Annotated in this window: 24 protein-coding genes and 1 pseudogene; 11 read left to right on the top strand and 14 right to left on the bottom strand. The window is 65.6% G+C overall.

Annotated elements, in window-relative coordinates; genetic code table 11:
* Positions 1-344: 344 nt before the first annotated feature.
* Together AMYHA_RS13465 and AMYHA_RS13460 are read left to right on the top strand one after the other, a co-directional pair.
* Complete coding sequence (locus tag AMYHA_RS13465) at positions 345-1985, top strand: multicopper oxidase family protein (protein ID WP_196776891.1); 1641 nt, start codon at positions 345-347, stop codon at positions 1983-1985.
* Position 1986: 1 nt separating this feature from the next.
* Positions 1987-2508, top strand: coding sequence for a hypothetical protein (locus AMYHA_RS13460; protein ID WP_034271499.1), 522 nt, complete (start codon positions 1987-1989; stop codon positions 2506-2508).
* Positions 2509-2563: 55 nt separating this feature from the next.
* On the opposite strand, the gene AMYHA_RS27405 is transcribed toward AMYHA_RS13460, so the two are convergent.
* Positions 2564-2737: a cupin domain-containing protein gene (locus AMYHA_RS27405; RefSeq protein ID WP_169732877.1), complete on the bottom strand. Its 174-nt coding sequence runs from the start codon at positions 2735-2737 to the stop codon at positions 2564-2566.
* A gap of 50 nt (positions 2738-2787) precedes the next feature.
* Here AMYHA_RS27405 and AMYHA_RS13455 point away from each other — a divergent pair, with 50 nt between their 5' ends.
* A complete protein-coding gene (locus tag AMYHA_RS13455) occupies positions 2788-3390 on the top strand; it encodes an RNA polymerase sigma factor (RefSeq protein ID WP_084037192.1) in 603 nt (200 codons plus the stop codon).
* Entirely contained in the window at positions 3387-3665 is a 279-nt protein-coding gene (locus AMYHA_RS13450) for an anti-sigma factor family protein (protein ID WP_051399862.1), read from the top strand. Before AMYHA_RS13455 ends, AMYHA_RS13450 begins: the two co-directional genes overlap by 4 nt.
* Positions 3666-3702: 37 nt before the next feature.
* Here the strand turns inward: AMYHA_RS13450 and AMYHA_RS13445 are convergent, their stop codons facing one another.
* Together AMYHA_RS13445 and AMYHA_RS13440 are read right to left on the bottom strand one after the other, a co-directional pair.
* A complete protein-coding gene (locus AMYHA_RS13445; protein WP_034271497.1) occupies positions 3703-4245 on the bottom strand; it encodes a hypothetical protein in 543 nt (180 codons plus the stop codon).
* A gap of 213 nt (positions 4246-4458) precedes the next feature.
* Complete coding sequence (locus AMYHA_RS13440; protein ID WP_196776890.1) at positions 4459-4971, bottom strand: redoxin domain-containing protein; 513 nt, start codon at positions 4969-4971, stop codon at positions 4459-4461.
* Between the two features lie 172 nt (positions 4972-5143).
* Between AMYHA_RS13440 and AMYHA_RS13435 the strand changes: the two genes are divergently transcribed.
* The 4 genes from AMYHA_RS13435 to AMYHA_RS28425 all read left to right on the top strand — a co-directional run bounded on the left by AMYHA_RS13435 (position 5144) and on the right by AMYHA_RS28425 (position 7116).
* Positions 5144-5881: a Crp/Fnr family transcriptional regulator gene (locus tag AMYHA_RS13435; RefSeq protein ID WP_051399861.1), complete on the top strand. Its 738-nt coding sequence runs from the start codon at positions 5144-5146 to the stop codon at positions 5879-5881.
* A gap of 132 nt (positions 5882-6013) precedes the next feature.
* Positions 6014-6484, top strand: a complete 471-nt coding sequence (locus tag AMYHA_RS13430; protein WP_084037190.1) for a hypothetical protein — start codon at positions 6014-6016, stop codon at positions 6482-6484.
* Positions 6481-6768 (top strand): thioredoxin domain-containing protein, encoded by a 288-nt coding sequence (locus AMYHA_RS13425; RefSeq protein ID WP_034271493.1) that lies wholly within the window; start codon positions 6481-6483, stop codon positions 6766-6768. The genes AMYHA_RS13430 and AMYHA_RS13425 overlap by 4 nt, the downstream gene beginning before the upstream one ends.
* Before the next feature lie 39 nt (positions 6769-6807).
* Positions 6808-7116, top strand: coding sequence for a Crp/Fnr family transcriptional regulator (locus AMYHA_RS28425; protein ID WP_034271491.1), 309 nt, complete (start codon positions 6808-6810; stop codon positions 7114-7116).
* Positions 7117-7152: 36 nt separating this feature from the next.
* Here the strand turns inward: AMYHA_RS28425 and AMYHA_RS13415 are convergent, their stop codons facing one another.
* The 3 genes from AMYHA_RS13415 to AMYHA_RS13405 are packed head-to-tail and all read right to left on the bottom strand — an operon-like array spanning position 7153 to position 9829.
* Positions 7153-7977: an ABC transporter permease gene (locus AMYHA_RS13415; RefSeq protein ID WP_034271488.1), complete on the bottom strand. Its 825-nt coding sequence runs from the start codon at positions 7975-7977 to the stop codon at positions 7153-7155.
* The gene (locus tag AMYHA_RS13410; RefSeq protein ID WP_034271484.1) at positions 7974-8804 is read right to left on the bottom strand and encodes an ABC transporter permease; all 831 of its coding nucleotides are present in this window, start codon (positions 8802-8804) and stop codon (positions 7974-7976) included. The genes AMYHA_RS13415 and AMYHA_RS13410 overlap by 4 nt, the downstream gene beginning before the upstream one ends.
* Positions 8801-9829: an ABC transporter ATP-binding protein gene (locus AMYHA_RS13405; RefSeq protein WP_051399859.1), complete on the bottom strand. Its 1029-nt coding sequence runs from the start codon at positions 9827-9829 to the stop codon at positions 8801-8803. The genes AMYHA_RS13410 and AMYHA_RS13405 overlap by 4 nt, the downstream gene beginning before the upstream one ends.
* Positions 9830-9942: 113 nt before the next feature.
* On the opposite strand from AMYHA_RS13405, the gene AMYHA_RS13400 reads away from it, so the two are divergent.
* Positions 9943-10587 carry a TetR/AcrR family transcriptional regulator gene (locus tag AMYHA_RS13400; RefSeq protein ID WP_034271481.1) on the top strand — a complete coding sequence of 215 codons (645 nt, stop codon included), beginning with the start codon at positions 9943-9945 and terminating at the stop codon, positions 10585-10587.
* A gap of 82 nt (positions 10588-10669) precedes the next feature.
* On the opposite strand, the gene AMYHA_RS13395 is transcribed toward AMYHA_RS13400, so the two are convergent.
* The 4 genes from AMYHA_RS13395 to AMYHA_RS27045 form a co-directional block, all read right to left on the bottom strand.
* On the bottom strand, positions 10670-11308 hold the full coding sequence (locus AMYHA_RS13395; RefSeq protein ID WP_051399858.1) for an alkylmercury lyase family protein: 639 nt from the start codon (positions 11306-11308) through the stop codon (positions 10670-10672).
* Between the two features lie 76 nt (positions 11309-11384).
* Entirely contained in the window at positions 11385-11843 is a 459-nt protein-coding gene (locus tag AMYHA_RS25740; RefSeq protein WP_051399857.1) for a CBS domain-containing protein, read from the bottom strand.
* A 3-nt stretch (positions 11844-11846) separates the two neighbouring features.
* Positions 11847-12053 (bottom strand): rhodanese-like domain-containing protein, encoded by a 207-nt coding sequence (locus AMYHA_RS25735; protein WP_084037188.1) that lies wholly within the window; start codon positions 12051-12053, stop codon positions 11847-11849.
* Positions 12054-12081: 28 nt separating this feature from the next.
* On the bottom strand, positions 12082-12318 hold the full coding sequence (locus AMYHA_RS27045; protein ID WP_157362095.1) for a hypothetical protein: 237 nt from the start codon (positions 12316-12318) through the stop codon (positions 12082-12084).
* 671 nt (positions 12319-12989) lie between these two features.
* Here AMYHA_RS27045 and AMYHA_RS13380 point away from each other — a divergent pair.
* On the top strand, positions 12990-13322 hold the full coding sequence (locus tag AMYHA_RS13380) for a hypothetical protein (protein ID WP_034271476.1): 333 nt from the start codon (positions 12990-12992) through the stop codon (positions 13320-13322).
* A gap of 179 nt (positions 13323-13501) precedes the next feature.
* On the opposite strand, the gene AMYHA_RS13375 is transcribed toward AMYHA_RS13380, so the two are convergent.
* The 4 genes and pseudogenes from AMYHA_RS13375 to AMYHA_RS13360 all read right to left on the bottom strand — a co-directional run bounded on the left by AMYHA_RS13375 (position 13502) and on the right by AMYHA_RS13360 (position 17183).
* Positions 13502-14131: a hypothetical protein gene (locus AMYHA_RS13375; RefSeq protein ID WP_034271475.1), complete on the bottom strand. Its 630-nt coding sequence runs from the start codon at positions 14129-14131 to the stop codon at positions 13502-13504.
* 503 nt (positions 14132-14634) lie between these two features.
* Positions 14635-15525, bottom strand: a pseudogene (locus tag AMYHA_RS13370) (YihY/virulence factor BrkB family protein); the annotation flags it as partial.
* Between the two features lie 127 nt (positions 15526-15652).
* Positions 15653-16111, bottom strand: coding sequence for an SRPBCC family protein (locus AMYHA_RS13365; RefSeq protein WP_034271472.1), 459 nt, complete (start codon positions 16109-16111; stop codon positions 15653-15655).
* A 322-nt stretch (positions 16112-16433) separates the two neighbouring features.
* A complete protein-coding gene (locus AMYHA_RS13360) occupies positions 16434-17183 on the bottom strand; it encodes a TetR/AcrR family transcriptional regulator (RefSeq protein WP_196776889.1) in 750 nt (249 codons plus the stop codon).
* Positions 17184-17316: 133 nt separating this feature from the next.
* On the opposite strand from AMYHA_RS13360, the gene AMYHA_RS13355 reads away from it, so the two are divergent.
* Complete coding sequence (locus tag AMYHA_RS13355) at positions 17317-18969, top strand: amidohydrolase (RefSeq protein WP_034271469.1); 1653 nt, start codon at positions 17317-17319, stop codon at positions 18967-18969.
* Positions 18970-18983: the final 14 nt, after the last annotated feature.

Raw genomic sequence — 18983 nt, 5'->3', positions numbered from 1 at the left:
GGTCAAGGCAAGGTTGAGTCACGCACTTGCATAAATGCGGCTGGTTGTAACTCTGGTAATGTGGGGCACTCGGGCCGCCAGTAGATCTCGACGGCTGTCGGCTTCGCCCCCGGCTGGTCGTCTGTCGCCCCCACCGCAATCAGCCTTTCCTCGTGAACACTTACTCCGATCTCAACACCGCTGACTGGCCTGCGCCCTCATGACTGTCAGCTGGATGACACCACAGCTCACTCGCTTCGGTGAAGCTGTCGCGGTCATGACTGCGGGTAGGTCGCTACCGGGTTGTCATGGGCAGACGTCGGCAAGTTCGACAGGTGGTTCAACAGGGGAGTGGAGTCGACATCGTGGATCGACGAACCATGCTCAAAGGCACGGGGTTGGCCGTGGCTGGTGGCTTCCTGCTGCCGAAGTCAGCGAACGTACGCGCGGACGCGGCGACGGGGGAGCCGCTGCGTGATCTGCCCGAGGTGCGTAGCAGCGGCGGCGTGCTCGACGAGCAACTGGACATGGTGGCGCGGTCGATGCGTGTCGGGGATCGGCCGGTCACCCTCGACACCTACAGCGGCGAGTTTCCGGGGCCGATCTTCCGGTTCCGGCCTGGTGATCAGGTGCGGCTGCTGTTGCGCAATCGGATGCGGCCGATGGGTATCCCGGCGAACAAGCTGCCGCCGATGTGCGCGTCGCACCCGGGTGAGGACGGTTCGACCGGGCCGCCGCATGGCCCGGTCGAATGCGCTCCGCATGTCGCGGGGCAGGTCGCGGCGGCGGGGGAGACGTTGCCGCAGACGATGCTGGCCACCAACATCCATACCCACGGCCTCCAGGTGTCGCCAGAGGGCAACGCGGACAACGTGTTCGTGCGGATCGATCCGCTCGGGCAGCATCAGTATGTCTACGACATTCCGGATGACCAGCCTGCGGGGCTGCACTGGTACCACCCGCACTTTCACGGTTCGACCTCACATCAGGGCTGGGCGGGTCTGTCGGGGCCGTTGATCGTCGAAGGCGACATCGACGAGGTTCCCGAGCTGGCCGAGATGCGCGAGCGGACCATCGTGATCAACGAACTGTGGCTCGACGAGAACGGCGAGGTTCCCACGGCACTCGTGGTGCCGACGGGAGGCCCAGTGCCGTTCTCCTCCATTCCAGCGGTGCCGACAACGACGACGTTCACGCTGAACGGGCAGCTACTGCCTGAGGTGCGCATGCGACCCGGTGAGACCCAGCGCTGGCGGATGCTCAACGCGTCCCCGCACCGGGCGATCTGGCTGCACGTTGACGGCCACCCGCTGCATCAGGTCGGTGTGGACGGCGTTCCGCTGGCGCGCACCAGGCGTGTCCCGGCCACGATGCTCAGCGCGGGCAACCGCGTGGAGTTCGTGGTGCGAGCGGGGCAACGGCCGGGGCGCTACCCGATCTTCGCGCGCGAGTACGACCAAGGCCATCCGGGAGGCGCGCGGCCGACGGTGCAGCTGGGCACGCTGGTCGTCACCGGGCCACCGGCACCCGGCCAGATACCGACGACCTTGGTCACCCCGCCTCGCATGCCCGATCGACCGGTGGCTCGCCGTCGCACCCTCGTCTTCAGTGGTGACATCACCGGAAGCGACGGCATCGGGGTGCGGTTCTTCATCGACGGCAAGCTCTACGACCATCACCGGATCGACCAGACGGTCGAGGCCGGAACGGTGGAGGAGTGGCGGCTTGTCAATGACGACGTCTTCCAGCACCCGTTCCACATCCACGTCAATCCGTTCCAAGTGACCGACGTCAAGGGAATCCCACCGGGCGACACCTCGTGGGATACTGATCCGTCGATCTGGTGGGACGTCTTCCGGTTGCCGCCGAAGGGGGAGGTCACCATCCGGACCTATTTCCGGCCCGACATCACCGGCAAGACCGTGTATCACTGCCACATCCTGCCGCACGAGGACAACGGGATGATGGGCAATGTGCTCATCTCGCCACCTGGGGAGGTGAGCTGAGATGCGCGCCGCCCGAAGCCTCGCCGCTGGTGTCATGATCGCGGCACTGTTCACCACGACCTCGGCGACCGCGTCTGACCAGCTGCCTGGCCAGCCCCTCGATGCGGGTCACGCCTACATCTTCACCCAGCAGCATCGCGACAACCTGTACTGGTGGAACGACACGTGGACACCGCAGACGGTGCCATCCGGCGCGCATCTGCAGGTGCAGCTACCCAGTGACCCGGTGCGCTGGGTTCCCGAGCGTGGCGGCCACTGCCAGCCGAGCCCGGTCGCCGACCTGGTGCCGACCTGGCTGGTGCCGTTGCGTGCCGACGTCGAACTGACCGGGCGAACCAGCCTGCCGAACGAGGGCAGGATGCCGGAAAGCTCGCGGATCGCGGTGTTCGACTACCGCGTGGACGGTGTCGGCATAGCGGCGGTCTGCCTGCGCGCCGAGACCGGCGGTGAACCCGGTAGTCACACACCCGCTGACTACGTTCTCACCCTAGTGGTGGGCGTGCCGCAAATCAGTCTCCCGTAGCCACGGCGGTTGGTCCCGCCTCGCTCGGCGGAACGAGATCGTATGCGGAACACACTCAGGAGACTCGTGAGCGCAACGACCGCTTGATCGCGCGGATCACCGCGGCGTGGTGCTTGCAGCCAGCGCAAAACAACAGGTGGGTCGCGATCACCCACCGTGCTGGGCGTGGCAGCTGGCCGTCGACGTACGCTTCGACGATCCGATGGTTACTCGCGTGCTGCCCGATCATGGCTAGGTAACCCGCTGTGGTGCGTCTGTCATTCCACGCTTTCGTGGTACATGTTCGGGAATGCTCCCACGTCCCATGGGGTTGCCAGTGTCGTGGACGTTCCGGTGGCGAAGACGCGCGAGCAGCACGCGGCTTTCGCCGAGCACGTGCTCCCTGAGATCGAGGTCCTTTATCGGGTCGCGCGCTCACTGACAGGCCAAGCCGCGGATGCCGAGGACCTGGTGCAGGACACCTTGGTCCGTGCGTTCCGGTCCATCGAGCAGTTCGATGGGCGGTATCCGCGTGCCTGGCTGTTGACGATCCTGCGCAACGTAGAGCGCAACCGGCACCGGAAACGGCACCCGGAGCTGATCGGCAGCCGTGACCACGACATTGAACAGCTCGATGACGGGCGGCACGCTAGAGAAGGTCCGGAGCATGAAGTCGTCGACCGGCGGCTCGATAGTGAGGTCGAAACCGCGTTTCACCAGCTCCCGAATCGTTTTCGCGAGGTGATGGCCTTGGTTGACATCGAAGGGTTCAGTTATGGCGAGGCGTCGGAGGCTCTGGGAGTTCCGGTAGGGACAGTGATGAGCAGATTGCATCGGGCGCGCAAGCGGATCCGTAAACACCTCCGCGACGTTGGCGTCGACGTGAGATCGGATGAGGCATGAGTGGCGCGGAGCATCGGAGCCCAGCGGACGTCTTCCAGTGCTGGCAGGTAATGCGGGTCATCCAGGCCTATCTCGATGATGAGACGGACAGTCGCATCGCCGAGGAGGTGGCGGACCATCTTGAGGACTGCCGGCGGTGCGGTCTGGAATACGAGACCTACGCCGCCATCAAGGAGTCGGTGGCCCGTCACGAGCGTCCGCCCCATGAGGTCGTGCGGCAGATCCGAAACTTCTGGAAAGACCTGCTACGGCCGAACCAGGATCCTGGTGCCTGACGTCGGCGAATCCGGGGTGGGACTGGCGCGGGTGCCACTAGCGGTGACCCGACGGGTGGTCATGATGGTTGACGCGGCGCTGGGGGCGGGCGAGGGTTCTGTCGAGTTCGGCCGCCCGAGTCTCGTGACCGGCCACCACGACCGCGCCACCAGCGAGTGCGCCCGCCGCGGCGGCGTCCCACAGTTGCGTGAAGGCATGCCCGTTGCCGTCAGTGTGTGGTTCGTGCAAGCCAAGACCATGCCCAGCGAACACCACGACAATGCCGGTAGCGGCGGCCGCCTCCTGCCAGCCGTCCGGCGATTCGACTGGTGCCGACTCGAGCAGGGGAGTGAAGTGTGGCCAGTCCAGTGTGATCGCGCCCATGTCGTCCACGTGCATCCGCCAGCCCGTGACGGGGCGCAACGGGAGATAGTCGGGGTCCGTTGTCAGCGGCAGTCCTCGCGCGCGAACGACCGCCAGCAGTGCATCGCTGACCATCGTGTCGTGCGACCGGTCGGGTGCCTCGCCCTCCAGGTACAGCGCGGGAATACGCCAGGCGTGTTGGGTCCAGAGCCCGGCCTGGGCGTGTAGCTCGGTCACTAGTGGCATCGTTTCGCCTTTCGTTCGCCGAATCCTCTGCTGCCGTGGGCAACCCGCCGGGAGCGCGACATCGCTCGGTAGTGTCAGCGAGAAGACAGTTTCGCCGCGTCACTGGCTGGTTCCGAGTTCGCTGAGATGGTCACGGGTGTGCTGGTCGGCGACCAGCCCGGCCGCCAGCGCGAATCCCAGGATTTCGGCGTCGATCATCCGTGCTCACGCCTGGGCGCGAGTCGTGATCCAGCGTTCCATCTCCTGTTCGGTCACGGTGCCATTGACCCGCTCGACGTCGCCGCTGGCGCTGATGAAGGCGAACGCTGGCTGGGCGGGCACCTCGAACGCCGCCCAGACCGAGCCGTCCTTGTCGTTGAGATTGGTGAACGAGTCGATGCCGAACCTGTTGGCGAACGCCCGCATCGCCTCGACGTTGTCCTGGGCCGCGACACCGACGAACGTCACCGTGTCGCCGTGCTTGTCAGCCATGTCGGCGATGAACCCCGCCTCGTGCTGGCAGACAGCGCACCACGGCGTCCAGAACCACAACACCGCGGGCTCGCCGGCGAGCGTCTCCCCGGAGAACTCGTCGCCATCCAAGGTTGTGGCGGTGAAGTTGAGCTGAGGCGGCACACCGCCGCTGCCGTTTCCCGCGTTCGTTTCGGTCGCTGTGCCGCACGCGGCGAGCACGAGCAGACCAGACAAGGCAACCGCGATCATCCGCAGCACAGGCACCAAAGCTCCAAGGATGTGTCTGATTTCGACGAGAAATGTGCCGTTATCCCACCCGTCGGTATGCCAGATCGGAAGGAAACTGTCAGCACGCTGACAGACCGGCGCGCGATGGAAGTACAGCGACGTCTCAAGTATGGGCCACCCGGATCCCTCTGACGACACAGGACGACACATGGAACCCTCGAAAACCCCGGCGCACACGCTGCATCGTTCCCTCAGATTGCTGGGTGGCGGCAGCCCCGATGAACTGGCCATCCGGCAGGCCGCGTGGGTGGCCCGCTGCGTTGGCCGTGGCGAGGCCGCCCCGTTCTCGGCGACGGATCTGACCGCGCTCGCTGCCGGTTTGCGCACCGTGACCGTGGAACGGGGAGCAGTCGTCTTCCGTGGCGGGGCCGTGCCGTCCGGTGTGTGGATCGTGCAGCGGGGTCGGATCGAGCTCTCGGTCGGGTCCGGCCGTAAACGTGCGGTGGTGCACCTCATCGGACCAGGCGACGTCGATGGCGACATTCAGCACCTGCTGGCGATGCCGCTGCCCTACACCGGGCATGCGCTTGAGGAATCAACCGTGCTGTTCCTCGATGGCGAGTCGTTCGAGCGCCTGCTGGCAAGTAGGCACGCGATCGCCCGTCGGTGGTTGTCGAGCGTGGCGATGCGGCTGGCAGCCAGTCAGGAGCGCATCATCGGCATTCTCGGTCGCACCTTGACCCAGCAGGTGGCCCGGCTGATCGCGGATGAGGCCGTGGATGGCGCGGTGCCGCTGCCGCGACGCACCCTGGCCGCCATGCTTGGGGTGCAGCGACCGTCGCTGAACAAGGTCCTGAAGGACTTTGAGCGCAAGGAACTCATCGCGGTTCACTACGGCGCCATCGGGCTGCGGGATCCCGAACAGCTGGCCATCCTTGCCGAGTGAATTGACGTCGTAGGTCACGATCGGATTACGTCGTCTCCGTTGTGTTACGGGCGTAACCGAACTCCCGCCGCCGGTGGACCACGGTAGGCCAGCGGCACCGAGGGTCGGTGCTGCCTGGAAAGGAGCTTGATCGTGTCTACAGCAGCTCACACCGCCCACGCCGGTCTCGGCGCTCGTATCACGAACGGTGTCATTGCCGGTGTTGTCGGTGGAGTCGTGTTCGGGATGCTCATGGCCATGATGATGGCGGACATGCTGCCGATGATCGGCATGCTCATCGGTGTGGAGAACGCCTTCGTCGGTTTTCTGGTCCATCTGGTCAACTCGGCGGTCATCGGCGCGATCTTCGGCTTGATCGCGTGGGGATTCGCCAGCAACATCGCCGCGACACTCGGTGCCGGCATGATGTACGGCGTCGCCTGGTGGGTACTCGGGGCGTTGATCGTCATGCCGTTGTGGCTGTCGGTCACGGCTGATCCGAAGATGTCCGACATGGTGTTCAAGGTCGGTAGCGACCAGTGGCTGAGCCTCATGGGGCACGTCATCTTCGGCGTGGTCGCCGCCGCGGTGCTCTACGGTCTGCGTCGCCGCATCCGCTCATGACCACCTGCACTCCAGACCGGCCCATCCTCCGGGTGTATGTCGCTCCGGGGTGCTTGAGTTGCCGCACCGCGCTGCGCGTCGTCGACGCGGTGCGGCAGCACCGACCGGCTCAGCCTGTCGAAGTGATCGATGTGGCCGAGGACTCGAACCAGCCACTCCCACCTGGGGTGGTGGGTACCCCGACCTACCTGCTGGGGAAGCGGGTTGTCTCGATGGGAAATCCCGACCTCGCCGAACTCCTCGATCAATTGGACACAGCGTTGAACTCGGTCGATGATGAATAGTCTGATGCCCGCAGCCAGCACCCCAGCGGACGAGCAGTATTGCATCGCCGAGGTGGACCTGTTTCGCGACTTGTCCCGGCGGGAGATGGCTGCAAAACCATCGAGGCACGGCTGTGCGGAACGCTGTGCTCACTCGCGCGCAGGCAGCCCGACGAACCCGTCAAGCTCACGCACCAGCAGCTAGCGTCTCTGGTCGGCGCCAGCCGCGAACGCACCACCACCGCGCTCGGACAGCTCGTACGCCACGATCTCGTCGCGGTTCGCCGCGGCAAAATCACCATTCGTGACTTCACCGCGTTACGCCGGTACGCCGAAGGCAGTCACCGTGTCACGCGGACCACGTTGTGAGGTGTGTAACCGAGTTCGTGTGAGTGACGCTGGCGATCAGTAATGCCCGAGAGCGCCTCGGCGTTTGGCGGTGCGCTCGCCCCACATGAACGCGAGGACGCCCGCGGCCAGGTAGGCGGCAGTGGTGATGAGCATCGGCACCAGGCCGCCGATACCCCAGGGCGCGGTGATCTCTTGGTCGGTGAGTAAGGCTTTGTAGAGGCTGCCGACACCGTCGGTCAGCGGGAAGACGTGGCTCATGGCGGCCCACCAGGCGGGCACATCGATGAGCGGAACGGCGCTGGCGCTAAACAGCATCACCATGAGCAGCACGGTGTCGTTGACCAGCTGGATCCGTTTCCACACCAGAGTCGCTCCCGCGATGATCAGCGAGACGCCGACGGCGGCGAGCATGAGCATGACCGCCGGGAGCAGGGCGGCGGCGTCCCAGTCGATGCGGATCGGGACGAACACGGCCACGATGCCGTAGGTGCCCGCGGCCACCACCAATGTCTCCAGGAACGCGGCGACTACCCGCCCTGCGGCGGCGACTAGCCAGGACGGCAGCGGGGAGAGGTAGACCTGCTCGATGGTGCCTGCCTGGATCTCGCCGAGCAGCCGCCAGAACATCTTCACGACCTGCATGTAGAAGAAGATGAACGGCACGAACCAGACGACCATGACGGAGGTCAACTCGCTGTCCAGCGACCAGTCCACAGTGCCGGTGACGACGCGTGTGCCTTGGCCAAGCAGCGGGCCGAGTAGCAGGATGAACGCGGCGAACATCGGCAGTTCGATGAAAATCTGCAGTCGCTCGGACCACGCGAACCGCAAGCCCTTGCGGACCTCGTTCGCCAGGGCGGTGACGAAACGAGTATTCATCGTGGGCTCAGTCCTCCCTCGCGGCGTGCGCGGCGGATGTTGGCGACGTATGTAGCAAGGCCGAGCGTGACTAGGAGTCCGGAGTGGACGATCAGCCATGGCAGGGTGCCGTCCGACCAGATGGTCGCGAGCGGCTCACCAGCCAGCGTGGTGTTGAACGCCTGAACCCCGAGCGCGGTGGGGACGAACTGCGCGACAGTCTCCAGGGAACCCGGGAAGACCGTGATCGGCACGACCATGCCCCCGAACACCATGATCACCATATTGAACACGTGCGTGATCGCGCCGATGCTGGCGACGCGCACCGTCAGCGCGGCGATCAGCAGCCCGTAACCGAGCGCATCGGCGACGGTAAGCAGCGCGGGCAGGGCAGCGGCAAGGTGCGCGTCGTAGTCGAGGCGGAACCCGAGCGCGAACACGGCCCCGAGCACGACCGCACCGGCTAACCCTTCAATCGCCAGTGCCGCGATGCGGCCGAGCACCTGCACCTGCGGTGATGCGGGGCTGAGCTGCGTCTGCTCCAGCGTGCCGCCGTAGATCTCCTCAGCGACGCCGCCGCTGCCCTGCAGCGCCGCGGTTCCGGCGATGGTCATGGCCAGCAGTGCCGGAAGGGTCAGCAGCATCAAGGGTTCGACGATGTGGCCACCACCGATGAAGAAACTGATGCCCAGGTAGGTGAGGCCGTTCATGAGCACTCCGACACCCACCATGCCTCGCCGATGCCACATCAGCCGCAGGCCCTTGGCGGTCTCGTTTCTGACCAGCCGGGTCTGGAACGCCAGCCCGCGGCTTGGCGCGCCGACCGGGATGAGCGACGCTGTTGTCATGCCGCTGGCTCCGTCCCGTCCTGTGCGCCGTGACCGGTTTCGGCGGTCGGGGTCGTGTCGTTGATCAGGCGGATGAAGACTTCTTCGAGGCTGGGCCGCGACTGGTCGACGGAGAGCAGGCGCGCTTCGTGCCACTGCACGTGCGCGAGAAGCTTGTACAGATCATCCGGATTGTCGTCGGGCAAGGTGACGCGGGTGCTGTCGGCTCGGGCGTCCACATGCGAGCCTTCGGGGAGGGTGCCGTCCAGGTCGCCGAGCGATCCCGCCACCGTGACGGTGTAGCGGTTCTCGGCGTGCCTCGTGAGCAGTTCGCCAGTGGTCAGGTCGGCGATGATCTCACCTTCCTTGACCACCGCGATTCGGTCGGACAGTTCCTGAGCGGTCTCCAGTTGGTGCGTGGTCAGCACGACCGTCTTGCCCTCGTGGCGCGCTAGGCGCGTGATCCAGTCCTTGACGGTGCGGGCGGCCTCGACGTCCAGACCCAGTGTGGGTTCATCGAGCAGGATGATCGGCGGGTCGGTGATCAGCGCGGCCGCGACCGCGACCTTCTGCTGCATGCCCCGGGAGAACGACCCCACCGGCTGGCGCCGCCGCTCCCACAGACCCAGCTCGGTGAGCAATCGCTGCGCCCTGGGTTTGATCGCGGCACCGCGCAGCCCCTTGAGCTGGCCGAAATACATCAGGTTCTCCCAGGCCGACATCGGCCAGTACACGTTGCGCGAGCCTTCAAGGACCGCGCCGATCTGGCGGACGGCCTGGCTGCGGTGCCGCGCCACGTCGTAACCGCCGAGTGTGATGGTTCCCCACGTCGGCGTGATCAAGCCGCCGATCATCTTGATGATGGTGGTCTTGCCCGCCCCGTTCGGGCCAAGCAGCCCGATCACCTGGCCTCGCGGTACCGCCATCGTGGTCGGTCGCACCGCGGTGACTGTGTTCTTGCCGCGCCCGTAGACCTTGCCCAAGCCGGACAGCTCGATCGCGGTTCCCGAACCGGCGTCGGCCCTTGGCGGTGCTGGTGTGGTCATGTCGATCTCCCTGCTCGATGGTGCGCTCCGTGTGTCAGCGCATTACCATCGCCACAATGGCTTATGCCGTAAGCTGCCATTGACCGTATGGCTTATGGTGTAAGCTGTCAAGGATGACGACGACAGAACACAGGGTCGGCCAGCGTGCACCGCTCACAAGGGAGCGGATCATTGACGCGGCGCTGCGCTACATCGACAGCCATGGGCTCGGCGAGCTGAGCATGCACAAACTCGGGGCTGAGCTCGGCGTCAAGGCGATGTCGCTGTACAAGCACGTCGTCAACAAGGACGACCTTCTCGACGGGGTGGTTGAGCAGCTCTGGAGTGAGGTCGAGGACGCTGCTCTGGTCGATGGCGACTGGCGGAAGGGCTATGAGTCGTTCGCGTACTCGTTGCGCGAGATGGTCCATCGTCATCCCGGGGCGGCATTCTTGATCACCAGCCACGGGATCATGCCCGCGTCATCGCTGCGGTGTATCCAGGCCCATATCACAGCGGCGACGGACAGTGGCGTGTCGGAAGAACGTGCCTACGCCTGGCTGCGCACCATCACCTCATTCGCGCTTGGCACCGCTTTCAATGACGTTGCCTGGAGCTCCAGCCAGCAAGAATGTCAGCCGAACACCGTCGCCGAGCTAGTGCGACCCGACGTCCCGCCTGAACTAGTCGCCGTCGCCGAGATCTTCTGCGGTCAGGCAGACCCGGACGCGCAGTTTGAGCTGGGCCTCGACCTTATGCTGCGTGGCATCGACAGCTGAGTTCGCTCCGGAGGCAGGTGCCGAGGGGTTGCGGTGGACTCCAAGCGGGGCGGGGCCAGCCACTGCATCACGTGTCGCTGTATCACATGAGCGATCCGAATTCGGCGACGCCGCACGCAAGCGCATCCGTCTGGTTGAGGACAACCCCGGATATCTCGGGGTGCTCAGCCGCCCATACGGTCGCGGCTTCCGTGCTGGTGAAGAAGTTGATGTGACCACAGGTGCTGTCGACCGACGGGCAGCACCGATCGTTGACCGTGCCCGCGAACACCACCGCCGATTCCGGTATCCAGCGGGCCTCGTCACGGTTGACGTGGACGGTGACTGTGGCGTTGGTGCCGGGTTCCGCGGCGACGATGGTGACCGGCCGGTCGAGCATCGCCGAGATGCCGAGTGCGTCGACAGCGCACATGGCGTGCACGGCACGGTCGCTGTCCCAGCTCACCCGGATCGCGGTGGGAGTAGGGGAGAAGGGGTAGGCGGCGCGGATCTCGCCGTCGGCGTCGAAGGCGATCACATCGCGCTCGGCCAGCTCCGTCAATGCATCGGCGGCCACGATGCCGCTGCGGTCGGCGATGCGGGCGAGGTCGGCCCTCGTCGGCGCACGACCGGTTTCCACGAACGCGGTCAGGACCGCCCGATGAAGGTGGCGTGCAGCTGGGGTGAGCGCGGCGGTCGCGGCCGCTTTGTTGAGTTCAAGATCCGAGGGCTCGGGCATCATGGCGAACGACTCCGTGTCGGTGATGTAGCTTCCGCGTCGCGTATATCCGTCTATCCGGATGAGTCTACGATATAAATCAGGCGGCGTGGTGCCGGTGGAACAGGCCGAGTAGCCGTCCTTCGGGATCGGTGACGAGAATGCCGTCGATGTCCGCGTGCCGCATGCGTTCCAGCAGCGGGTCGACGGGTTCGTTGGCGCGCACGGTAGTGGGGCCCGGGTGCATCGTCTCGTCGATCGTCGCGTCGGGGCCGCTGTTGCGCAGGTCGTCGGGGTAGAGCGCGCCGACGACCGTGCTGTCGGCGGAAACGACAACGCATACCCGGTGCTCGCGGAGTGCTTTCTCCGCTGTGGCCAGTGGATCTCCGATCGGGCACGTGGGCACATCATGGCTGGCGAGGTCGCCTGCGTAGGGAGTCTGAGCAGACTCCCCGCCTCGGGGCAGCCCCGCGGCCATCCAGTCGGATTTGCCCGGCACGTAGTCGTAGACGTCGGTGAAGCCGAGTTGTTCGAGCCGGCACGCGGCCCGTGGACTCATGTCTCAAAGGGTGTCGTGGCAGTACACGATGACCGGTGTGTTCCGGTCGAGCCGTCGAGGTGCTTCGGTGTCCAGTTTGCGCAGCCAGATGTGGCGCGCGCCCGCGATGTGCTCGTGCTCGTACTCCGCACGTGGTAACACCTCCACCAGCTGTGCCCCGTCGTCGACCAGGCGCTGGACCCGCTCACGGTCGGTCACACGAGTAGCCATGCCGCCACCCTCCTTCCTGTTCGCGACGCTACCGCTTCCCGTCCGGCGACGTCAGCAGTGAAGCATCGACCTCGTACTGCTCGGCCTGGCAACCGATCTCGGAATGGGCTTCCCCTTCGAACACGGCCTGCAGACGACACTCGTCGCGATGCGCCTCTCCGAACGCCTCGGCGTTGACCGATCCACGGCCGCCGAGGTGTACTACGCCTCGCTGTTCTCCCACGCGGGCTGCACGACCGAGGTGCACGTGGCCGTCGATGGGCATCGGCTTGGACTCCGGGTGACGGGCCAGATGCACCGTCGGGTTTGGAAGCCGGAAACTCCACCTCCGCCGGGCTCGATTGCGGAGTTCACGGTGACCCGAGGATACCGTCACATCTAGATGAACGCTTCCGTGAGAATGGCGTGAGGCGCGTCGTGCTCAGGAAGTAGGCGGAGGTCCTCGAAGATCGTTGTGTGACGAACAATCTCGAGGGCCTCCTGACCGAACTGTATGTGTTCTGCCACGACCATGTGGTGCTGACCCGCCGTGGCCGGGCCGCCGTCCCCGGTTGACCGATGTGGAGCTGGTTGCCATCGGATCGGACGCTCCTCGCCGCCGGTGGGAATGTGGCAGTGCACGATGCGTAGTGGTTCGTCGGTGCCACTGCGCGCACCCGAGCTGTGACGGTGCCGGCCGGGCGAACCGACTGTGCCCGCAGCGCGCGACTCGCCCTGGCGGGGTCACTGACACGTATGGCTGTGACTGCCGAAAGATTCTGAGGCCCCGAAATAGCAGATGTTGAATCTGTATCGGTTTTGTTCCCGTGTGGTAAATGCTCGATTTCGCGGAAATCTGTCGTCGCGGTGCGGGTAGCCTCGCTGGCAGGAACCCACCTGTGCCGTCGTGGTCGACGATCTTGCTTGACTCTACGGCGGCCGAGGAGGTGGCGTGCGATGGCATGGTATCGCGTATTGACGGCGATTCCTGTGCAGAGTGACGATCATGGCGCGCTTAAGACGTTGCGAACGGAAGTGCGATGGTTGCTGGCCGCCGAAGCGACCCCAACCGTATCGGTCGATGGTGTGCAGTTGGCCGAGGACGGGTGGCTGGAAGTGCAGTGGCGCATCGCGATGAACTCTGATGAGCGTTCTGGCGTGTGGGCGTTGCGAACGCTGCGTGCCGCACTTGCGGCCGCATGCCATGCCCTGCGCAGAGGTGGGCGCGGGCTGTGGGTCGAGGTTGGCGACGGTTTCGCGGTGTCGGTCGAACCGCACGTCCAGGCCTGAGGCAGCTCTTTGTCGCCGCCGCTGCTGGGCGAACTCCCGAGGAACAGCAACCGCGGGGCACGATTCTGGTGGAGTATTCTCGCCTGTTGGGAGCGGCGGCTGGTAGGCGACATCAACAAGGGCGGGTAGGGGAGTCCAGATCTCACCTCCACCTGTAGATCGGTGGGCACCGGGTGTTCTCAGATCTGCCCGTCGGTCTTCGCCGTATCGCCAGTGGTGACTGGCGCGGCACTGTCCGCCTCGTCGCCACCGGTCGTCGCTGAGCCGGTGTCTGATTCGTCGTGAAGGGTTGCCGCAGATGTCGGCCGACGGCGCACCAGGTAGGCGACTCCCGCGGCGATGGCGATCCCGGCGCCCAGAAGCCAGGGCCAGTACGTGTGATTGACTCGCCGGGTCTTGCGCCGCGTCCGCTTGGCCGCTTTGCTTACTTCCCGCTGAGCCTCTGCTGCCCGTGTCTGGAACTCGGCACCGACGTTGCTTGCCGCCGCCTTACCGATGTGCCGGAGCTCCCGGGCAACCTGCCGCGCCTCTCGGGTGGCCAGCGTCGCCTCGCGCAAGAGCTCCTTACGGGTGCGCTTGGCGTTCTTGACCAGCCTCCTCCTGGCCCGCCTGGAATGCTTGGCGACCTCCTGAGCTGCCGCCCCCGCGTTCACGGTGAGTGTCGTGGGCAACTGCTCAGGAGATACTCCCTGCTCATTGAGCAGCTGCTCGACTTCGTGACCGACGGTGACGACTCTCTTTCTCAGCGCGTTCAACCGTTCGTGAGTGGCCGCGGCCTTCCGGTTCGCGGCATTGTTGGCTCGCACCATGACCCTTCACCTCACTTCTTCTCAAGCCATGGCGAGGTGTGGCTAGTCCGTCCGTACCGCACGAGACGTGACAGACGGCCTACTGCAAGCATCCCACGCAGCAAGCGCGACGACACCAGGCCCGTGGTCGGCCAAAACCAGTCGCCGTCCTTCTTCGTCGATGTGCACCCTTCTCAGCTCCACAACTCGACTCTGAGCGTTCTCGAACTGTCAGGTTCCCCGTTCGGCAACGTCCAAAACCAGACTGATAGGTCTGGCTGGCTGCGCAGGTAGACGCTCTGTCCCCTCTAGACCGTGATCTCGATCCCGGATGCCCAGGGCATTGCGGACAGACTCCTGGTCGACGAGTCCGAACGCGAGCACCTAGGACAACGACGTCACCAGTCTTCGTGCCGTGGGCGGGATCCAGCAGCCCGAACCGCGGTGGCTTCGCCGTCGCCGTCGTTCTCCGTGCCCATGGCGGGCTCCTCGCTGACCGCTCCCGGCGCCGGGGTTTTCGTGGGAGCCGGCCACACTTCCTCGATCGCGCCGTTGAAGTAGGCGCCGCCGATGACGGCCAGGCCGATGAAGAAGGCGAAGAGCAGGAACGCGATCGGTGTCGCCAAGGCACCGTAGGTGAAGCCGGTCTTGATGACGCTGGCCAGATAGAACCGCAGGCCGGTGCTGGACAGTAGAAAGATCAGCATGGCCAGTGCCGCGCCGGGCAGCCCGCGGTGCCAGGGCAGCTTGCGAGGCAGTGCCAGCTTGTACAGGGTGGCCAGCGCGAGCAGCAACAGCACGCCCAGGGTGGGGTAGTACAGCGCTGTCACCCAGGTGGTGATGATCGGTTCCCAGTCGGCCGGGAACGACTGGATGAGCAACGTGGGTCCGATGGCGATCAACGGCAGCACGATGAGCAGTCCGACCAGGCTCGCGATGTAGACCAGCAGCGCAAGGATTCGCTGCCACACCTCATTGCGCACGCGATGCTGGCCGTGGGCGGCGGTGATCGCGTCGATGAATGAGGCCATCGCCGACGATCCGGCCCACAGCGCGATGAGAAAGCCGATCGAGGCGATCTTGCCCTGCCCGACGGTGAGCATGTCCCGTACCGTCGGCGCGATGAGGGAGGTAACGACGTCGGTGCTGAAGATCGTGCCGCTGACGTCAATGATCTGAGCCTCGACCCTGCCCACGACCTCGTGGCCGAGCCAGTCGCCGATATAGCCGAGAGAACCCAGCAAGGCGAGCAGTAGCGGAGCTAGCGACAACGTCTGCCAGAACGCGGCGGCGGCCGCTTCCGAGAAGATGCCGCCGTCCCATGCCCTGCGCAGGGTCCGCGTGAGCACGGCGAACCCACCCTTGCGGCTCCTGGGCGAAAAGATGATTCGGAGACGATCCGTCGCCGTGCTCATCCGACAGCCCAAGCATGACCTGGTGTGCATCCCACAGGACCATCGTCCTCCACGAGGTCAGCGGGCACACGCTCGCGCCATCGTATGGGCACCTCCGATGGCCATAGCACCGAGAGTTGCTTCAGTATCAGCGTGGGTAGTGGCCGCTGCGGTGGGTTTCGATGTGGCGCTTGAGACTGAACAGGGCACGGTCGATGACAACCTTTTCGACCTCGCGTTTGAATACGCCAAGCATGGGAACCTTGGCGTCAAGGCGGAGCTGATAGGTGACCGCCGTGCCGCCGGTGTGCCGCGGTTCGAGCAAGTAGGAGCCTTCGAGGCTGCGCAACAGACGAGAAGAAGCCAGCGACCAGTACACCGCATGGTCGCCGTCCCAACGGTAAATGTGCGTCTGGTCGTCGCGGATGGCACCTCCGTCGATGATCAGCCGGACGCGTGCCGGGCGCCCACCGTGTCCGGGTTCCATGATCTCGGTGGCGGTGACTTCACCGGCCCACTCCGGATAGGAGGCGAAGTCGGCGATGGTGTCCATGATCTCGCCTGGCGTGGCGTCGATCGTGATGGAGGATCGGGTGTACTCAGTCATCGGGCCAGGCCTTCGGTGAGTGCGACTGTGGTAAGGGCCGAACGGGCGGATCCACGCCAGCTGGCTCCACCGGCGCCGACAGGGCCGATGGTCCTGCACAGGCTAGCCAGCGCGGACCGAGCGACACGGGGATCAGCGCCACGATCACTCCAACTGGTTACGGCGCAGGAGGCCCGCGTGCTGGTGCGCAGGATGCTGATCGTGCTCTGGCACATACTCCATCGGACAGACCCCGGCGTGGTGCCTGCTCGCGGTGGGCCTGCCTGCTCATCGGGGGAGCGCCGCCTGACCGCTGTCGAGCGCGGCCCAGCGCAGCGGACGCCTAACCCTGATCCGCTGTGGCGCCCGCGCGCTCGGCCGCGGAGATGATGGCTTCCACAATCGCGAAGTAGATGGTCTGGTCCTTGACGTCGACGAGCTCCGCGATGTGGGCTCGGGCGGCGGGATACTCGTCTGCCCCCAACTGAGCGTAGATCCGCGACCACGCGGTCGCGTCCTTTTCCTGCACCTCTGGGTCGAGCGTAGCGAGCACGGCGTTCTGGCCGCGCAAGGCGAGCACCGCATCGGCGAAGGCGCGGTAGTACACCACGGTCTGTGCCCGCGAGAGCCCTGCGCGCGCGAACGTCGACAGGATGAGCTCGACCATCCGGCGTTCGCCCGGACCACCGGTGGTGCGAGCGAAGGTGAGTGCGATGACGGTGGGATTGCGGCTAACGCCCTCCCATGCTCGCTCAGCGATGCGGCGGAGCACGTCCTGCCACGGCTCGTCGCTGCTTACTGTGCCGAGCTCATCGACGGTGATCGCGATTTCGCGATCACACACGGCCAAGAGCAGGTCGTCCTTGTCCCGGAACAACCGGTAGAGCGTCGTCGGGTCGAGATCGAGCTCGTCGCCAAGCCGCCGCATCGTCAGACCCGCTGTGCCTTCCCTGCGGGCGAGTTCGAGTGCCGTCGAGATCGCGGCCTCGCGCTGGAGGTGCTTTTTCGATTCGCGGTGTGGCCGAAGTGTCGGTGCGGTGTCGGCTCGGTTATCGACGACGGCCGGTACGGCGTTCCCAGGGGTATCAGGCACGAGCCCAATGTAACAGGCGATCACTGTGCGAACAACTCTGTAGGAATCAACGTTGTCAACGCTGTTGACAACGACAGCGACACGGCGTTCACTGTGTCTCGCATCACGACTCGCGATAGGGAAGGAGTGCCCGATGGGAACCACGGTGTTCCGGAACGGGGCGGTGTTCTGCGCGGACGCGGCTCGTACGACGGCGAGCGCCGTGGCGGTACGTGACGGCGTGGTCGTCGCGGTGGGCGGCGACGCCGAGGTGGCTACATACGTCGCGTCCGCTGATGACGTCGTCGATCTGTCGGGGCAGCTGCTCGTTCCGGGTTTCGTCGATGCGCACGTGCACCCCGTCATGGGTGGCGTGGAGCGACTGCGGTGCGATCTCACCGCTGGCGAGACGATCGACGACTACGTCGCCACCATCCACGAGTATGCGGCCCGCTCCAGCCAGCCGTGGGTGCTGGGCGGCGGCTGGTCGATGAGCGCTTTCCCTGGCGGATGCCCCTCCAAGGAGGTGCTGGACGACGTCGTGCCGGATCGCCCGGTGTATCTGCCCAATCGCGACCACCACTCGGCGTGGGTCAACACCCTGGCGCTTGAGCTCGCGGGCATCGATGAGACGACAACGGATCCCGTCGATGGCCGCATCGAGCGGGACGCCCATGGTTGTCCAACGGGAACCCTGCATGAAGGAGCGGCGAACCTGGTCGCGCGCCTGGTTCCGCCTGACACCCAGCGGGATATGGATGACGGATTGCGGGAGGCGCAGCGTTACCTGCATTCCCTCGGGGTTGTCGGCTGGCAGGACGCCATGGTCGATGTGGGTGGCTCCGGCGCTTCACCCCACGAGGCGTATCTGCGCGCGCAGGAGGAGGGGTGGCTGACAGCGCGAGTGTCCGCCGCCTTGTGGTGGGACAGAACATGCCCGCGAGACGGCATCGCGGATCAGGTAGCGGCTCTGGCGAAACTGCGCGACGAGGTCGCGTGCCTCGGCAACCGGTACCGCGCCCCCACGGTCAAGGTGATGCTCGACGGTGTCGCGGAAACCCATACCGCGGCGATGCTGGAACCCTATCTCGACCGCTGTGGCCATCCCACCGGTAACACCGGGATGAGCTTCCTGGATGCCACACTCGCCGCAGAGGTCACGACCGCGCTTGACGCCGCTGGCTTCCAGGTCCACTTCCACGCCCTCGGCGACCGCGCGGTACGGGACGCGCTCGACGCGTTGTCCCTAGCCCGGGCGGTCAACGGGACCGCGGATCGCCGCCATCACCTGGCGCACGTGCAGCTCGTCCACCCCGATGACGTGCCGAGGTTCCGGCCCTTGGCGGCGACGGCCAACATCCAAGCCCTCTGGGCTACGCACGAACCCCAGATGGACGAACTCACGATTCCGTTCCTTGGCACGCAGCGGGCCCGACGGCAGTACCCATTCGGTGACCTGTTCCGTGCCGGGGCAACGCTGGCTATGGGCAGCGACTGGCCCGTGAGCACTCCCGATCCACTCGCGGCCATCCATGTGGCCGTGAACCGGGTCCACTACGGTGCCGCTCCCGGCGCTTCGCCGCTTGGACAGCCGCAGGCGCTGCCATTGCAGGTCGCGCTGTCCACCTACACCGCTGGCTCGGCCTGGGTGAGCCAGCTGAACCAGTGGACCGGAACTATCGCGGTGGGCCGACCGGCGGATCTCGTCGTGCTCGACCGCGACCCGTTCGATGTGTCTCCTGACCAGATCGGCTCGACGGCCGTCGAACGCACCTATGTCGACGGGCACCTGGTCTATCGCGCGTGATGCCCGCACCGATA

Origin of the sequence: Haloechinothrix halophila YIM 93223 (genome assembly GCF_000504245.1) — a bacterium.
Lineage (GTDB): Bacteria > Actinomycetota > Actinomycetes > Mycobacteriales > Pseudonocardiaceae > Haloechinothrix_A > Haloechinothrix_A halophila.
The sequence above is the reverse complement of the archived record's forward strand: the minus strand, read 5'-3'. Positions and strand labels throughout refer to the sequence as shown.